Source organism: Streptomyces sp. JLBG701 (assembly GCF_058544905.1).
Genome location: NZ_CM178588.1, coordinates 4,132,008 through 4,145,744 on the forward strand (window position 1 = coordinate 4,132,008; position 13,737 = coordinate 4,145,744).

At 69.4% G+C, this 13,737-nt stretch carries 14 protein-coding genes; 9 read left to right on the top strand and 5 right to left on the bottom strand.

The annotated features are described in order from the left end of the window. The first annotated feature begins 65 nt into the window (after positions 1 to 65). From AC5DRG_RS18885 to AC5DRG_RS18900, 4 genes are read left to right on the top strand one after another with little or no spacing between them, the layout of a single operon-like run. Positions 66 to 1,241, top strand: a complete 1,176-nt coding sequence (locus AC5DRG_RS18885; RefSeq protein ID WP_491811717.1) for an FAD-dependent oxidoreductase — start codon at positions 66 to 68, stop codon at positions 1,239 to 1,241. After that, positions 1,238 to 2,275 (top strand): amidohydrolase family protein, encoded by a 1,038-nt coding sequence (locus AC5DRG_RS18890; protein WP_491811718.1) that lies wholly within the window; start codon positions 1,238 to 1,240, stop codon positions 2,273 to 2,275. The genes AC5DRG_RS18885 and AC5DRG_RS18890 overlap by 4 nt, the downstream gene beginning before the upstream one ends. After that, the gene (locus AC5DRG_RS18895; protein WP_491811719.1) at positions 2,272 to 3,210 is read left to right on the top strand and encodes a VOC family protein; all 939 of its coding nucleotides are present in this window, start codon (positions 2,272 to 2,274) and stop codon (positions 3,208 to 3,210) included. The genes AC5DRG_RS18890 and AC5DRG_RS18895 overlap by 4 nt, the downstream gene beginning before the upstream one ends. A 37-nt stretch (positions 3,211 to 3,247) precedes the next feature. Then, positions 3,248 to 4,219, top strand: a complete 972-nt coding sequence (locus AC5DRG_RS18900; RefSeq protein WP_491811720.1) for a fumarylacetoacetate hydrolase family protein — start codon at positions 3,248 to 3,250, stop codon at positions 4,217 to 4,219. A gap of 177 nt (positions 4,220 to 4,396) precedes the next feature. On the opposite strand, the gene AC5DRG_RS18905 is transcribed toward AC5DRG_RS18900, so the two are convergent. After that, on the bottom strand, positions 4,397 to 4,537 hold the full coding sequence (locus AC5DRG_RS18905) for a hypothetical protein (RefSeq protein WP_491811721.1): 141 nt from the start codon (positions 4,535 to 4,537) through the stop codon (positions 4,397 to 4,399). A 116-nt stretch (positions 4,538 to 4,653) separates the two neighbouring features. On the opposite strand from AC5DRG_RS18905, the gene AC5DRG_RS18910 reads away from it, so the two are divergent. Next, positions 4,654 to 5,658: a D-2-hydroxyacid dehydrogenase family protein gene (locus AC5DRG_RS18910; RefSeq protein ID WP_491811722.1), complete on the top strand. Its 1,005-nt coding sequence runs from the start codon at positions 4,654 to 4,656 to the stop codon at positions 5,656 to 5,658. A gap of 162 nt (positions 5,659 to 5,820) precedes the next feature. Here AC5DRG_RS18910 and AC5DRG_RS18915 read toward each other — a convergent pair whose 3' ends face one another. Together AC5DRG_RS18915 and AC5DRG_RS18920 are read right to left on the bottom strand one after the other, a co-directional pair. Further along, entirely contained in the window at positions 5,821 to 6,645 is an 825-nt protein-coding gene (locus tag AC5DRG_RS18915; protein WP_491811723.1) for a glutaminyl-peptide cyclotransferase, read from the bottom strand. Positions 6,646 to 6,662: 17 nt separating this feature from the next. Further along, positions 6,663 to 8,213 (bottom strand): tyrosine-protein kinase domain-containing protein, encoded by a 1,551-nt coding sequence (locus AC5DRG_RS18920; RefSeq protein ID WP_491811724.1) that lies wholly within the window; start codon positions 8,211 to 8,213, stop codon positions 6,663 to 6,665. Positions 8,214 to 8,468: 255 nt separating this feature from the next. Here AC5DRG_RS18920 and AC5DRG_RS18925 point away from each other — a divergent pair, with 255 nt between their 5' ends. After that, positions 8,469 to 8,972 (top strand): hypothetical protein, encoded by a 504-nt coding sequence (locus AC5DRG_RS18925; RefSeq protein WP_491811725.1) that lies wholly within the window; start codon positions 8,469 to 8,471, stop codon positions 8,970 to 8,972. A gap of 465 nt (positions 8,973 to 9,437) precedes the next feature. Next, entirely contained in the window at positions 9,438 to 9,602 is a 165-nt protein-coding gene (locus tag AC5DRG_RS18930; protein WP_491811726.1) for a hypothetical protein, read from the top strand. A gap of 12 nt (positions 9,603 to 9,614) precedes the next feature. Here the strand turns inward: AC5DRG_RS18930 and AC5DRG_RS18935 are convergent, their stop codons facing one another. After that, positions 9,615 to 10,178 (bottom strand): arsenate reductase/protein-tyrosine-phosphatase family protein, encoded by a 564-nt coding sequence (locus AC5DRG_RS18935; protein WP_491811727.1) that lies wholly within the window; start codon positions 10,176 to 10,178, stop codon positions 9,615 to 9,617. Positions 10,179 to 10,348: 170 nt separating this feature from the next. After that, positions 10,349 to 11,344: a GDP-L-fucose synthase family protein gene (locus AC5DRG_RS18940; RefSeq protein ID WP_491813081.1), complete on the bottom strand. Its 996-nt coding sequence runs from the start codon at positions 11,342 to 11,344 to the stop codon at positions 10,349 to 10,351. Between the two features lie 449 nt (positions 11,345 to 11,793). On the opposite strand from AC5DRG_RS18940, the gene gmd reads away from it, so the two are divergent. Then, on the top strand, positions 11,794 to 12,840 hold the full coding sequence (gene gmd / locus AC5DRG_RS18945; protein WP_491813082.1) for a GDP-mannose 4,6-dehydratase: 1,047 nt from the start codon (positions 11,794 to 11,796) through the stop codon (positions 12,838 to 12,840). 50 nt (positions 12,841 to 12,890) lie between these two features. After that, positions 12,891 to 13,724: a glycosyltransferase family 2 protein gene (locus AC5DRG_RS18950; protein WP_491811728.1), complete on the top strand. Its 834-nt coding sequence runs from the start codon at positions 12,891 to 12,893 to the stop codon at positions 13,722 to 13,724. The last annotated feature ends 13 nt before the right edge of the window (positions 13,725 to 13,737 follow it).

Genomic DNA, 13,737 nt, shown 5'->3' on the forward strand with positions numbered 1-13,737 from the left:
TCCCCCGTTCCCCGAGCCCTCTGCCGCCCAAAGCCGCGCGGCCCAACCCGGGAGGTATCCCCGACATGGCTGACAACCCCACCAGCCTCACCAGCCTCACGCGTTCTGTCCTCGTCGTCGGCGGAGGCACCTCCGGAAACGCCCTGACCGTCCTGCTCCGCCGGGCCGGTATCGCCGTCGACCTGGTCGAGGCAAGCACCGACTGGAAGGCCTCGGCAGGATCCGGCATCACCCTCCAGGGCAACGCCCTGCGCGTGCTGCGCGAGGTCGGAGTCCTCGAAGCCATCGAGAAGGACGGTTACGCCGCCGAGGGCGTCGCCGTGCTCGCCCCCGACGGCACCGTGCTGCACGCCCACGCCGAACTCCGCACCGGCGGCGACGACTTGCCCGCCCACATAGGCATGCAGCGGCCCCGGCTGCAGCAGCTCCTCATCGACCAGGTGCGGGCCTCGGGCGCCGACATCCGCCTCGGCACCACCGCCACCGCGTTCGAGCAGGACGCCGACGGCGTGGACGTCACCTTCTCCGACGGCACCAGCCGCCGCTACGACCTGGTCGTCGGCGCCGACGGACTGAGCTCCGCCACCCGATCCATGATCGGCATCACCGACCGGCCCGAGCCCACCGGCATGGGCATCTGGCGCGCCCCCGCACCCCGCCCGGCCGGCGTCCGCCGCACCGAGATGATCTACGGCGGCCGCTGTTTCATCGCCGGGTACTGCCCGACCAGCGAGGACACGGTCTACACCTACCTCGTCGAACCGGCCCGCGACCGGGCCTCGCTGAACCCGGACGCGTACGCCGACGAGATGCGTGCGCTCAGCGAGGGCTACGGCGGCGCGTGGGAGGAGCTCCGCTCCGCGTTCACCGACCCGAAGGCCGTCAACTACACCTGGTTCGACCGGCACTTGGTGGAGGGCCCGTGGCACCGCGGCCGGGTCGTGCTGGTCGGTGACGCCGCTCACGCCTGCCCGCCCACCTTCGCCCAGGGCGCGGCCATGTCCCTGGAGGACGTCCTGGTCCTCGCCGAACTGCTGACCGGCCGGGGCGACTTGGACACCTGGGACGCCGAATCCCTCGACCGGCTCCTCACCGACTACCACGCCCGACGGCTGCCCCGCGTGCGCATGGTCGTCGACGCCTCCGTCCAGCTCGGCCAGTGGCTGCTCGACGGGGTGCGCGACGCGGACGTACCCGGACTGATGTACCGCACCCTGAGCGCCCTGAAGGAACGCCCGTGACCGACCGGACCGACCTGCCCGACCCCCTGTCGATACCGACGATCGACATCCACGCCCACCTCCTCCTCCCGGAGGTGGAGGAGGCCGTCGCCGGTCATCCCGGCCTCGCCGAGGCCCGCGGCCTGGACGCCCGCCGCAACGGCCCGGCAGCCCTGACCGTGAACGGCCCCATGGTCGGCGCGCGCGTGCCGAAGCTGACGGACGCCGCCGTACGCCTGGCGGCCATGGACGCGCAGGGCGTGGACATCCAGCTGGTGAGCCCGTCCCCGTCGCACTACCACTACTGGACCGACCTCCAACTGGCCGAGAAGGTCTGCCAGTTGGCCAGCGAGGGCACCGCCGCACACTGCGCCAAGGCCCCCGACCGACTGCACGGCCTGGGCCTGGTCCCGCTCCAACACCCCGACCTCGCCGTCGAGTTGCTGGACCACGCACTGGACCAGGGGCTGAGGGGCGTAGAAATCTCCTCGCACGCGCCCGGCCACGAGCTGTCGGATCCCGCGTACGAACCCCTCTGGAGCCGGGCGGAGGAAAAGGGGGCCCTCCTCTTCCTGCACCCCTTCGGCTGCACGCTCGACGAGCGCCTGGACCAGTGGTACCTGTCCAACACCGTCGGCCAGCCCACCGAGAACGCGGTCGCCCTCTCGCATCTGATCTTCTCCGGAGCCCTGGACCGCCACCCGACACTGAAGCTGATCGCGGCGCACGGCGGCGGCTACCTGCCCACCCACCTCGGCCGCTCCGACCACGCCTGGCGGACCCGCCCCGACGCCCAGGCCTGCTCACGGGAACCGAGCAGCTACCTGAAGCAGCTGTACTTCGACTCCCTCGTCCACGACCCCCACGTACTACGGGAGTTGATCCGGGCGGCCGGTCCCGACCGGGTCCTGCTCGGCTCCGACTTCCCCTTCGACATGGGCACGGACGACCCGCTGGCCGCGCTGCGCGCGGCGGACCTGCCCGAGCACGACTTCCACGCCGTACGGGGCGGCAACGCAGCCGCCCTCCTCCGGAAGGACCGACCGACACCATGACCGCACGCCTGCTCACCCACCTCCGGCACGTCGACCTCGCCGTGCCCGACTACGACAAGCAACTCGACTTCTACGCCGGCATCTGGGGCCTGACCAAGGTCGCCGAGGACTCCGGCATCTCCTTCCTCGCCGCCGAGGGCAGCCCCGAGCAGTACGTCGTACGGCTGCGCAGGGCCGACGAGAAGCGGCTGGACCTCGTGTCGTACGGGGCGGCTTCGGTGGCCGATGTCGACACGCTCGCCGAGCAACTGCTCGCGGGCGGAGTGCAGTTGATCTCCCAGCCGGGCAAGGTCGACACCCCCGGCGGCGGCTACGGCTTCCGCTTCTTCGACGTCGACGGCCGCACCATCGAGGTCTCCGCCGACGTCGAGGTCCGCCGGCACCGCAAGATCGAGGAGAAGGAGGCGATCCCGGTCAAGCTGTCGCACGTCGTCCTCAACTCCCCCGATCTGAACCGGACTCGGGAGTGGTACGAGCGCCACCTGGGCTTTTGCCTCTCCGACACCCTCAGCTCGCCGCACATGGGCGAGGTCATGCACTTCATGCGGATCAGCAACCAGCACCACTCCATGGCCATCGCCCAGGGCCCTCACACCGCCCTGCACCACGTCTCCTTCGAGATGCGCGGCCTGGACGAGTACATGCGCGGCTCCGGCCGTGTGATGCGGGCCGGCTTCCAGAAGGTCTGGGGTCCGGGCCGGCACATGGCGGGCGACAACACGTTCACCTATTTCCTCGACCCGCACGGCAACACGGTCGAGTACACGACGGAGTTGGAGGTCCTCGACGAGGACACCTGGCACCCGCACGTCTACGACTTCTCCCGGCCCGAGGTCACCGACCAGTGGGGCACCGCCAACCCCATGAACGAACTGGTCGCCAAGGAGTCCTTCAACGACGTCGACCGAGGCGTGTTCGTCGCCCCGCCGGTCTGATCCCCCCGACTCCCCTCTCCTCTCCTCTGGACCTGCCATGCGTTTCGCAACGTACGAACACCAAGGCCGACGCCAGGTGGCCGTCGTCGAAGAGGACGGCACGCTCTACCCCCTGCCCGGCGTCAGCTCACTGACCGGCCTGCTCGCCGAGGGAGGCGGCCTGCCCGAACTCCTCGACGCGGGCTCCGCGATGCTCGACGTCCCGGCCGGCCCCCACGTCTCCGCCGTACGACTCCTGCCCCCGCTCCAGCCGCCCACCGTGCGGGACTTCGTCACCTTCGAGGAACACGTCGAGGGCGTACGGAAGTCCGTGGACGGGGCCACCGGTGTGCCCGAACGGTGGTACGCGGCGCCGACGTTCTACTTCACCAACCCCTACGCGGTGTACGGCCCGCACGACGACATCCCCATGCCGCCGGGGTCGAACGTGCTCGACTTCGAGCTCGAAGTCGCCGCCGTGATAGGCAAGGAGGGCCGCGACCTCACCCCCGAGCAGGCCCGCGACCACATCGTCGGCTACACCGTCTTCAACGACTGGTCCGCCCGCGACCTGCAGTCCGCCGAGATGAAGGTCGGCCTCGGCCCCTGCAAGGGCAAGGACACGGCCACCACCCTGGGCCCCTACCTGGTCACCGCCGACGAGTTGGAGAAGTACCGCGACACCGACGGCTTCCTGCGCCTCGCGCTGACCGCCGAGATCAACGGCGAGGTGGTCGGCAAGGACCTGCTCTCCAACATGAGTTGGACCTTCGAGGAGATGGTCGCCTACGCCTCCCGCGGCACCGTCGTCCGCCCCGGCGACATCCTGGGCTCCGGAACCTGCGGCAACGGCGGCTGCCTAGCCGAACTTTGGGGCGTCCGAGGCAGCCAGGACCCGCCACCGCTGAAGCCCGGCGACACGGTCGCACTCACCGTCGAAGGCATCGGAACCGTCTCCAACACCGTGGTGAACGGCCCTGATCCCGTACCGATCCCGAACGCTCGGCATCGCTCACGGGAGCGGCCGTGACCGAGCGGCTTCTGGGCAAGGCCGTCGCGGTCACCAGCGCCAAGGAGTGGGCCGAACTCGCCGCCGAACTATGGGAGTCGTACGGCCTGGTGCACGGCCTGTCGAAGACCGCCGCCATGGAACCGGGCCCCCGCGGCATCCGCGTGATTCGGTCGGCCGGGCCTCTCCTCTCCCCTCTCAGGCGTCCCGGGCCGGTCGTACGAGCAGTCCGCGCTCCACGGCGACCACCACCGCGTAGGTACGGGGGTCGCCCTCGACCTCCTTGGCGAGGTTCCGCAGCGCGGCGGTCACCTCGGGCCGCGCGAGCCGGCCGACCATGGCGCGCCAGTGGTGTCCCGCGCTCCGACGTGTCCGGGTCCACCGGTCGGTGGACGGAGAGGGGTGGATACGGTGGCCCCACTGACGCCCCCGCGGGGAAAGGAACGGGAACCGACGTGCGCCTGCGCTGCGCTCTGCTGGACGACTTTCAGAAGGCCGCGACCGAGGTCGCCGACTGGTCACCGCTCGCGGACGACGTGGAGGTCGTCTCCTTCGACACCCACTTCCCCGACGAGGACACCCTGGCCGCGGCGCTCGCCGGCTTCGACGTCGTGGTCACCCTGCGCGAACGCGTCCCGTTCCCCGGCTCGCTGCTGGCCCGTCTGCCCCGGCTGAAGCTGCTCGTCGCCTCCGGCATGCGCAACACGGTCATCGACTACGCCGCCGCCGAGGCGCACGGCGTCACCGTGTGCGGCACGGCGAGCTCCGCGACGCCGCCCGTCGAACTGACCTGGGCCCTGCTGCTGGGCCTCGCCCGCGGCATCGTCGAGGAGAGCAACGCCCTGCGCTCCGGCGGCCCTTGGCAGAGCACGGTCGGCGCCGACCTGCACGGCCGCCGCCTCGGCCTGCTCGGCCTCGGCAAGATCGGCAGTCAGGTCGCCCGCATCGGCCTCGCCTTCGGCATGCACGTCAGCGCCTGGAGCCAGAACCTCACCAAGGAACGCGCCGACGAGGTCGGCGTTCACCTGGCCGCGTCCAAGGAGGAGCTCCTCGCCGACAGCGACTTCATCTCCGTGCACCTCGCGCTCGGTGAGCGCACCCGCGGCCTGCTCGGCGCGGCCGAACTCGCCCTCCTCAAACCGACCGCCTACCTCATCAACACCTCACGCGCGGCGATCGTGGACCAGGGCGCCCTGCTCGCCGCCCTGCACGAGGGCCGCATCGCGGGCGCGGGCGTCGACGTCTTCGACATCGAACCGCTGCCCGCCGACCATCCGATGCGCTCGGCCCCCCGCCTGCTCGCCACGCCCCACCTCGGCTACGTGTCCCAGGCCAACTACGCGACGTACTACCGCCAGGCCGTCGAGGACATCCAGGCCTTCCTGGCCGGTTCGCCCGTACGGCGCCTGGGCCAAACCCCGGAAAGGGACGCGGCGGCGGACCGGGGCGACCGCCGGTAGCCCCTCACCCACCGAACGCTCCGGAACCGGCATGCCCCTGACAGCGTCGGCATCACCCCTGCACACCGGCCACTGCCCGTCCGGCGCAGGGACGGGGCCGTCCCTCGACCACGACGATGTGATCGCCTCACCGTGAGGGACGTCCCCAGCACGAGGCTGCCGTCATCTGTCGACGAACACGACCCGGAACATCTTGGGCCACCACTTGCCGGTGAGGAGGAACTCGTCGGTACCGGGCACGGCGGCGATCCCGTTGAGAACATCTGCATGTCTCCGCTCCGCCGCGTTCAGCAGGGATGCGACCGAGATCTCACCGGTCACCACGCCGGTGTCGGCGTCGATGCGTACGATCCGGTGGGACGGCCACACATTCGCGTACACGCTGCCGCCGACGCACTCCAGCTCATTCAGCCGTGCCACGGGACGCCCGCGCGAGGTGACGGCCACCTCACCCCGTCTCGCCAGCGTCTTCGGATCCCGGAAGACGAGCCGGGAGGAACCGTTGCTCGTCACCAGACGGCCGCGGTCACGCTGGTAGCAGACCCCCCAGCCCTCGTCCGCGTAGCGGACCCGCCGCAATTCGGCCAGCGTCCGTACGTCACGCTCGACCGCGATGCCGTTTCGCCACGTGAGCTGCCACAGCGTCCGCCCCACAACGGTGACGCCCTCGCCGAACAACGGAGCCGGTAGTTCGACGCGGGCGGCAGGGGCCCTACCGGGCGGCCCGGCGCGAAGGGACGACTGCCCTGCCAGGCCCGTGCCCTCGTAGAGCGTGCCGCCGGTCATCTCCAGGCCCTCGGTGAAGGCCCCGGGGTCGTGAGGGAGGATTTCGAGGACCTCCGCCCGCAACCGCTCGGGGCCTTCGGCGGCCGGTTCGCGGCCGTGCGGGACACCGTCCACGGTTCCGTTTCCCGCTCTCCAGGGGTGGGCCAGGACACCGCCGACCAGCAGGACGGCCGCAACGTGGACCACGAGCTTGAGCCGCATGGCTTCACCCCGATCGTTCAGCGAGGGGGTTCGCCTTGGACCGCCGTCGGACCGGGACCGCCGCCCGCTGGGCCGGCCGCTGTGGCCGCAGGCTCGCGGAGAGGGAGCATCTGCGGCCTGGACGGTGCCGGCAGGCCGCCGATCGGCGCGGGCTTCCGGCGGCCCCAGAACCGGGGCCGACGTGGTGAATCGGTCGCCGGGCGGTACGAGTATTCGTACGAGTAGCGATCACTGTCGCCCTTTACCGAGGTCATGTTGAGGATCCCGCCGAGCATGGTGGCACCGACGCCCTGCAGGGCGTGAACCGCGTCGGTGACCTGGTTGCGGCTGGTCTTCGCGAAGCGCGCCACCAGCAGGTAGCCGTCCACCGCCGGGGCCATCGCGGGCGTGTCCGCCACCGGAAGCACCGGTGCGGTGTCGACGACGACATGGTCGAACTTGTCCGCGAGCGAGCGCACCACCGCCCGGAACTGCTCCGATCCGAGCATCTCCGCGGGGTTGGGAGGAAGGGCTCCGCTGGTCAGCACCGAGAAGGAGCCCGCCGACTGCATCACCTGGTCGAGCGTCGCCCGGCCGATCATCACTGTGGTGAGCCCCGCGTCCTGAACCAGGCCAAGGGTGCGCGCCACGTTGGGGCGGCGCAGGTCGGCGTCCACCAGGCACACGGAGGAACCGGCCTCGGAGAGCGTGGCGGCCAGGTTGACCGAGATGCTGGTCTTTCCTTCTCCGGGCAGGGCACTGGTGACCGCGATGATCTCGGGCGGGTTGTCGATGTCCACGAACTGCAGGCCGGTGCGCAGCCGGCGGAAGTCCTCCGCTCGCCGGCCGAAGGCGTCGTCGCGGGTGGCCAACGGGCAGTCGGACGTGCGCGCGTCATACGTGACGCTTCCCAGCACAGCCGGCCCACCGGCTTGGACCAGACACTGCGTCAGATCGTCGCGGGAGCGCATCGAGGCGTCCAGTGACTCCCGTGCGACCACGAAGCCGGATGCCAGTACCAGTCCGCCCACGAGTCCCAGTGCGACATCGACGGCGAGGTTCGGCGAGGAGGGCTCGGAGGGCTCGACCGCCGGCTCGGTGACGCTCAACCGCACGGGTGAGGTACGAGCGTTCGCGGGCCTTTCGATGTCGGCGATGACCTGAGCGAAACGGCCGGCGAGCGCGTTACTGAGGCGGGCTGCCTCGGACGGCGTGGCGTCCGTGACAGTGATCTTGAGCAGAACGGTGTCGAGCGGCACCTCGGTGGTGATCTTCTGGGCGAGTTGAGCAGGCGTCATCTCCAGGCGCAGGGCCCGCACGACCGGCTCGGTCACCTTCGGGCTCACCACCACTTCCGCGTATGAGCGGACGCGCGCCTGGGCGAAGCTGTTGCCCTGGTTGAGTTTGACCGTGTCGTCCCAGTCCTGGAGCGACACGAAGAGAGTTGACGTAGCCCGGTACTGCGGGGTGGCGACAAGGGCGGCGAGCGCTCCGATCACCGTTCCCAGCAGCCCCAGTACTACGACGGCGCGCCAGCGGCGGGCGAGGATCCGAAGGTAGTTGGGCAGATCCAAGATAGTCCGTCCCATTCGAGCCAGTTGGTGAGGGATGCGTAGATCCTGAAAGGGCAAAGTGAGCGTACAGCTTCAAAGCCGTCAAACTACGCAAGCCCGACCTCTGTTCCCGGCCTCCCTAACGCCAGTCCGGTGATCCGCGTGCGCCATATGGCGACTTACCGCGACACAACGGTTATCAGGACCGATCAAGCGCTATGTATCCGCATACCGTACGCACGGGTCGCACCATGCTGTCGGCCTGATCTCACCTAGAGGAGCGTGAATGCGATGACGGCGTCATCGAAATGGCGTGTCGCCCTAGCGGCCACGGCAGCATCCGCTGTCCTGGCCGTGACACCAGTCGTCGGGGCGGTGCCCGCCCAGGCCCAACCGTATCCGCCCCCGGCTCCGACTCTCACCCTCAGCACCACCGTCGTCGACGCAGGAGACTCGTTCGATTTCGAAGGAACGGGTTTCGAATCAGGTCAGTCGGTGGAAGCGGCGCTCTTCTCGCACAAGGTCGTGCTGGGCCACTTCACGGCCGACGGCAACGGCACCGTGGAGGGCACCGTCACCGTCCCCAAGCGAACCCATCCGGGCAAGCACCTCTTCCGCCTCAAAGCCTGGGACCCGGTGCACACTCTCTCGGCCAGGATCTTCGTGCACTCGCACAAGCCGCACCTCGCCAACACCGGTGAGGACCGCACGCCCATCCTGCTGGGCGGGGCGACCGCGCTGGTGCTGTTCGGCGGCTGGGCGGTCATGGCTGCCCGGAGACTGAAGCGCCGCTGACCGTCGCGGTCCGTCGTGCGGCTGCGACAACTGCGGCAGCGAACCTGCTGGGTCACCTTCACCGGAGTGCTCGCCCGCACCGAAGTTGCCGGCTGCCCAGCGAAAGCTGGGTGCACACCGGCAGTCCGCCCCGTACCCCCGGAGCATGCCGCTCCGGGGGTACGGGGCGCGGTGCTGTGGTCCCAGGTGGCCCACAGCCGCCCGGGCGCACCGCTTCACGACCGGCCCGGCCTGATACGTAGCCGCGCGCATGCCGCTCCTGGGCGACCGGTCAGCATGGTCCGCGGTCCGGCACACGTCGCCGACCGGTTTGATGTGGAGCATGCGGCCTCGGGAACAGCAACCCGTACCCGGTCTCCCCCCATCACTCAGCGTGCCGAAATGCCGCCCCACCGCACCGGACCGGGTGACAACCGACTGATCGCTTCCCGCTACGCCGGCGAGGGCGCGGAGTCAGCCTGACCGGTGGCGGCACTGGATGGTCGGCCCGTCGCGGTGAACGGCGGCGTCGAACGCGGCCACACCGTCCACACCCTGTATGTGGTGCCTGCGCAGCAGAGCCGTACGCCGACGCTCCACCTTCTTGAGCCGATCAATGACCGGCCCTCTCCCGCCACCCGCCACGGTTGACCGAGACGCGCCTCATCCGGTCCACACGGCCGCCGCGATGCGCTCCACCTCCTCTTCGATTCCCAGGAGGCACTCCCGCAATCGCTGCGGATGCGCACGGGCAGGGTCGTCGACGTCGTCCCGGCCCGCGTGCGCCCGCAGGACGCCACGCCGAGCAGCCGCACCCTGGACGAGAGCCGTGAACCGTGCGGCGGGATCCTCCAGGCCTGCGGCGTCCCCCGCCCGCACCAGCCGGGCGAACTCACGGATGGTGAACGCGCGGGACAACGCCCGTACGGGGGACAGCCGCACAGCGGCCTCGCGGTGCTCCGTCGCGGCTCCCAGTACCAGATCCGAACTCTCGACCATCTCGGCGGTCAGCCGGCGGGAGACCCACCCCGAGGGATCGACGCCACGCCCGAGGAGGAGAGATGCGGCCGCGGCCGCCGGGGGCGTGCCCGGGACGGCCTCTGTGCCCGCACTGCTCAGATGAATCACATGCCTGGCCTCGAACAGCCGCTGCCTGAGCAGGAATTCAGCGAGCGGGGAACGGTAGAGGTTGCCAGTACACACGACGAGCACGCGAAACTCGGACATGCGCGCAACGGGCGGGAGCGAGGAAGAGAAACCGCACATGTGAGACATGAGGTAAGTATTCACCTGAAACGCCTGCTGTACGTGGAAGGGCATGCCCTGAGGGCACGCTTTGGCGGGTCACCACGCAGGCCTTGAATCAGCAGCTCCGGACCCGGCGACAACGGCAGCGGTCAGTTCCGCAGGGTGCCGGAACCGAGATTCTCCACGTACCAGGCGTACGTCTGAATGAGTCCCTCTCGCAGCCCGATACGGGGCACCCAGCCCAGCATGGAGAGCCGGGAGACGTCGAGGAGCTTGCGCGGGGTGCCGTCCGGCTGACTCGGGTCCCACTCGACACTCCCCCGGTATCCGACGACCTCCGCGACCGTCTCCGCCAGTTGACGGATGGTCAGGTCCTTGCCCGTGCCCACGTTCACCGGCCCGTCCGCGTCGTAGTGCTCCAGCAGGTGCAGGCACGCCCGAGCCAGGTCGTCCACATGCAGGAACTCTCGACGCGGCGTGCCGCTGCCCCAGTTCACCACCCGCCGCGTACCCGACTCCTTCGCCTCGTGGAAGCGCCGGATCAGGGACGGCAGCACATGGGAGTGCTCCGGGTGGAAGTTGTCGCCCGGCCCGTACAGATTCGTCGGCATGGCGGAGATCCACGGCAGACCGTACTGCCGCCGTACCGCCTGCACCTGCAGGATCCCGGCGATCTTGGCAATGGCGTAGGCGTCGTTGGTCGGCTCCAGCGGGCCCGTCAGCAGCGCCTCCTCCCGGATGGGCTGCTCGGCGAACTTGGGGTAGATGCAACTGGAACCCAGGAACAGCAGTCGCTCCACGCCCTGTTGCAAGGCCGCGTCCAGCACATTGACCTGGATGCGGAGATTGTCGGAGAGGAACTCGGCTGGGCGGGTGATGTTCGCCTTGATCCCGCCCACCCGCGCGGCCGCGAGCACGACGACGTCGGGCTGCGTGGCCGCGAACCAGTCGCGAACGGCAGGGCGGTCCCGCAGGTCCAGCTGCGCGGAGCCGGGCCCGACCACTTCGGTGAAGCCCTCCCGGACCAGGTGCCGCCACACCGCCGAACCGACCAGCCCTCGGCTCCCGGCCACGAACACGCGTGCCGAGCGGTCGAGGGGGCGGTGCGCCCTTCCGTACGATGTCGTGGCCGGGGCACGCCCCATGGAGGCCGAGGCGGTCCTGCGGGTGACACCGGTATTCGTAAGCGCAGCCATGGGCATTGCTCTCCTCTTCCTTCACTGACGCTGTGTTTTTCATCGGCGTTGTGGTGAAGCCCCGCCGAACACACACGCTCTGCGCTGGCAGTTTGTGAAGAGCTTCCCCGTCCGTCCGCCGCCGACGTGTGAGGCGCGCGCACGGGCTGCAACTCGCCGACAGAATTCCGGTCGCCTTCTCCTCCTACGGTCACGGCACGAACTCGCCCTTCCGGGGAACGGGTTGCGAGCCGAATGGAATTGTATGGGCATTCGAGTACGTACGACACACCGTCATGACCGAGGGCCTGGAGCAGGATTTCCGTATCCTGGCCAGGAGTCTGAGCAGCCCTCGTTCGAGGCAGCGAGACCTGGAATACGCGTTTTTCCTGCCCCAACAGCCCAGCAAAGGAGGGCGCATGACGGTCAAGACTGCGCTCATCACCGGCATCACCGGCCAGGACGGCTCCTATCTCGCGGAGTTGCTGCTGCAGAAGGGATATCTGGTGCACGGCATCATCCGTCGCGCCTCGACCTTCAACACGCAACGCATCGACCATCTTTACCAGGATTCACACGACCCTGCGGCGCGGCTTTTCCTGCACTACGGCGACCTGACCGACGGGACCCGCATCGCGGGTCTGCTCGAGCGACTGCAGCCCGACGAGGTCTACCACCTGGCAGCACAGTCGCATGTACGAGTTTCGTTCGACGAGCCCGAATTCACCGGCAACACCACCGGTCTGAGCACCACTCGACTACTCGAGGCCATTCGGGCGACGGATCTGCCTTGCCGCTTCTATCAGGCCTCCAGCTCCGAGATGTTCGGCGCCGCACCTCCGCCCCAGAATGAGAGCACCCCATTCCACCCCCGCTCCCCCTACGGCGTCGCCAAGGTCTACGCCTACTGGGTCACCCGCAACTACCGTGAGGCATACGGCATCTACGCGGTCAACGGCATCCTGTTCAATCACGAGTCCCCGCGCCGCGGCCCGACCTTCGTCACCCGGAAGGTCGCCATGGCCGCCGCCCGCATCAAGGCGGGCCTCCAGAGCGAGCTCCACATGGGCAACCTGGAGGCTCGACGCGACTGGGGCTACGCGCCGGAGTACGTCGAGGCGATGTGGCGGATGCTGCAGCAGAACGAGCCCGACGACTACGCCGTCGCCACCGGCACCAGCCACAGCGTCCGCGACTTCGTCGAGCACTGCTTCGCCCACGTCGGCCTGGACTGGCGCGACCACGTCCGGTTCGACGAGCGCTACCTGCGCCCGTCCGAGGTCGACGACCTGGTGGGGGACGCCTCCAAGGCAGAACGGATCCTCGGGTGGCGTCCGACAGTGCTTGCTCCGGAACTGGCCCGGCTGATGGTCGATGCGGAGCTGGCGGCGCTGACACCGGTCGAGGCCGTCCCGGCTGCCGTGCCGGACACCTCTTCGGGGATCCTGGCGGCGATCGCGAGGTGACGGCGACCAGTTCGCGCGAGGTCACGGGAACGCTGCCTCTGGCTGTGCTGATGACGTGTCACAATCGCCGGGAGCGCACACTTCGGGCGCTGAATTCACTGCACGCCCAGGCAGGCCTCCCCGGCACGATACCCATCAACGTGCACCTGGTCGACGCAGGCAGCAGCGACAGAACCGCCGACGCAGTCCGTGCGGCGTTCCCCGGCACCGATGTGGTGACCGTGGAACCGGACGTGTACTGGGGCACCGGTATGGCGATCGCCGCACGGCGCGTCCCGGCCGACGCCCACGTGTTGTGGCTCAACGACGACGTGATGCTTCATCCGCGCGCACTCGCCACGCTCATCCGCACAGCCGACCCGCTGCGTGATCCGGTCGTCGTCGTGGGGGCCACGCGCTCCGACGACTCCCCCCGGACGACGTACGGCGGTTATCGAGTGCTTCGGAAAGGCGGCCTCCGTCCGCCTTCTGCGGTACTCCTCGAACCGGATGCGGACATGCCCCGGTCGTGCGACACGTGCAACGGCAACATCGTCCTGGTGACGGCAGCCGCTCGACGCGTGCTCGGGGACATCGACCCTGCGTTCCCCCATCGCCTGGGCGACATCGACTACGGACTGAGGGCTCGCAGAGCCGGCATTCCAGTGCTGCTGGCCGCCGGACACCTGGGCAGATGTGACCAGAACCCGCCGCGAGCAGCGGGGACGTCCACGGAGCCGGGCATCGGACCGAGGCTGGCGCTCCGTCGATTGACCTCGGTGCGGGAGCAGCCGCCGGGGCCGTGGTGGCACTACTGCCGTCGACACCTCGGAGGCTGGGCTCCGCTGGTCTTCTGCTCTCCGTATGTCAGGACTCTGCTGCGATCGATGGCGCGCTCGACATGAATGCCAGAGCCTC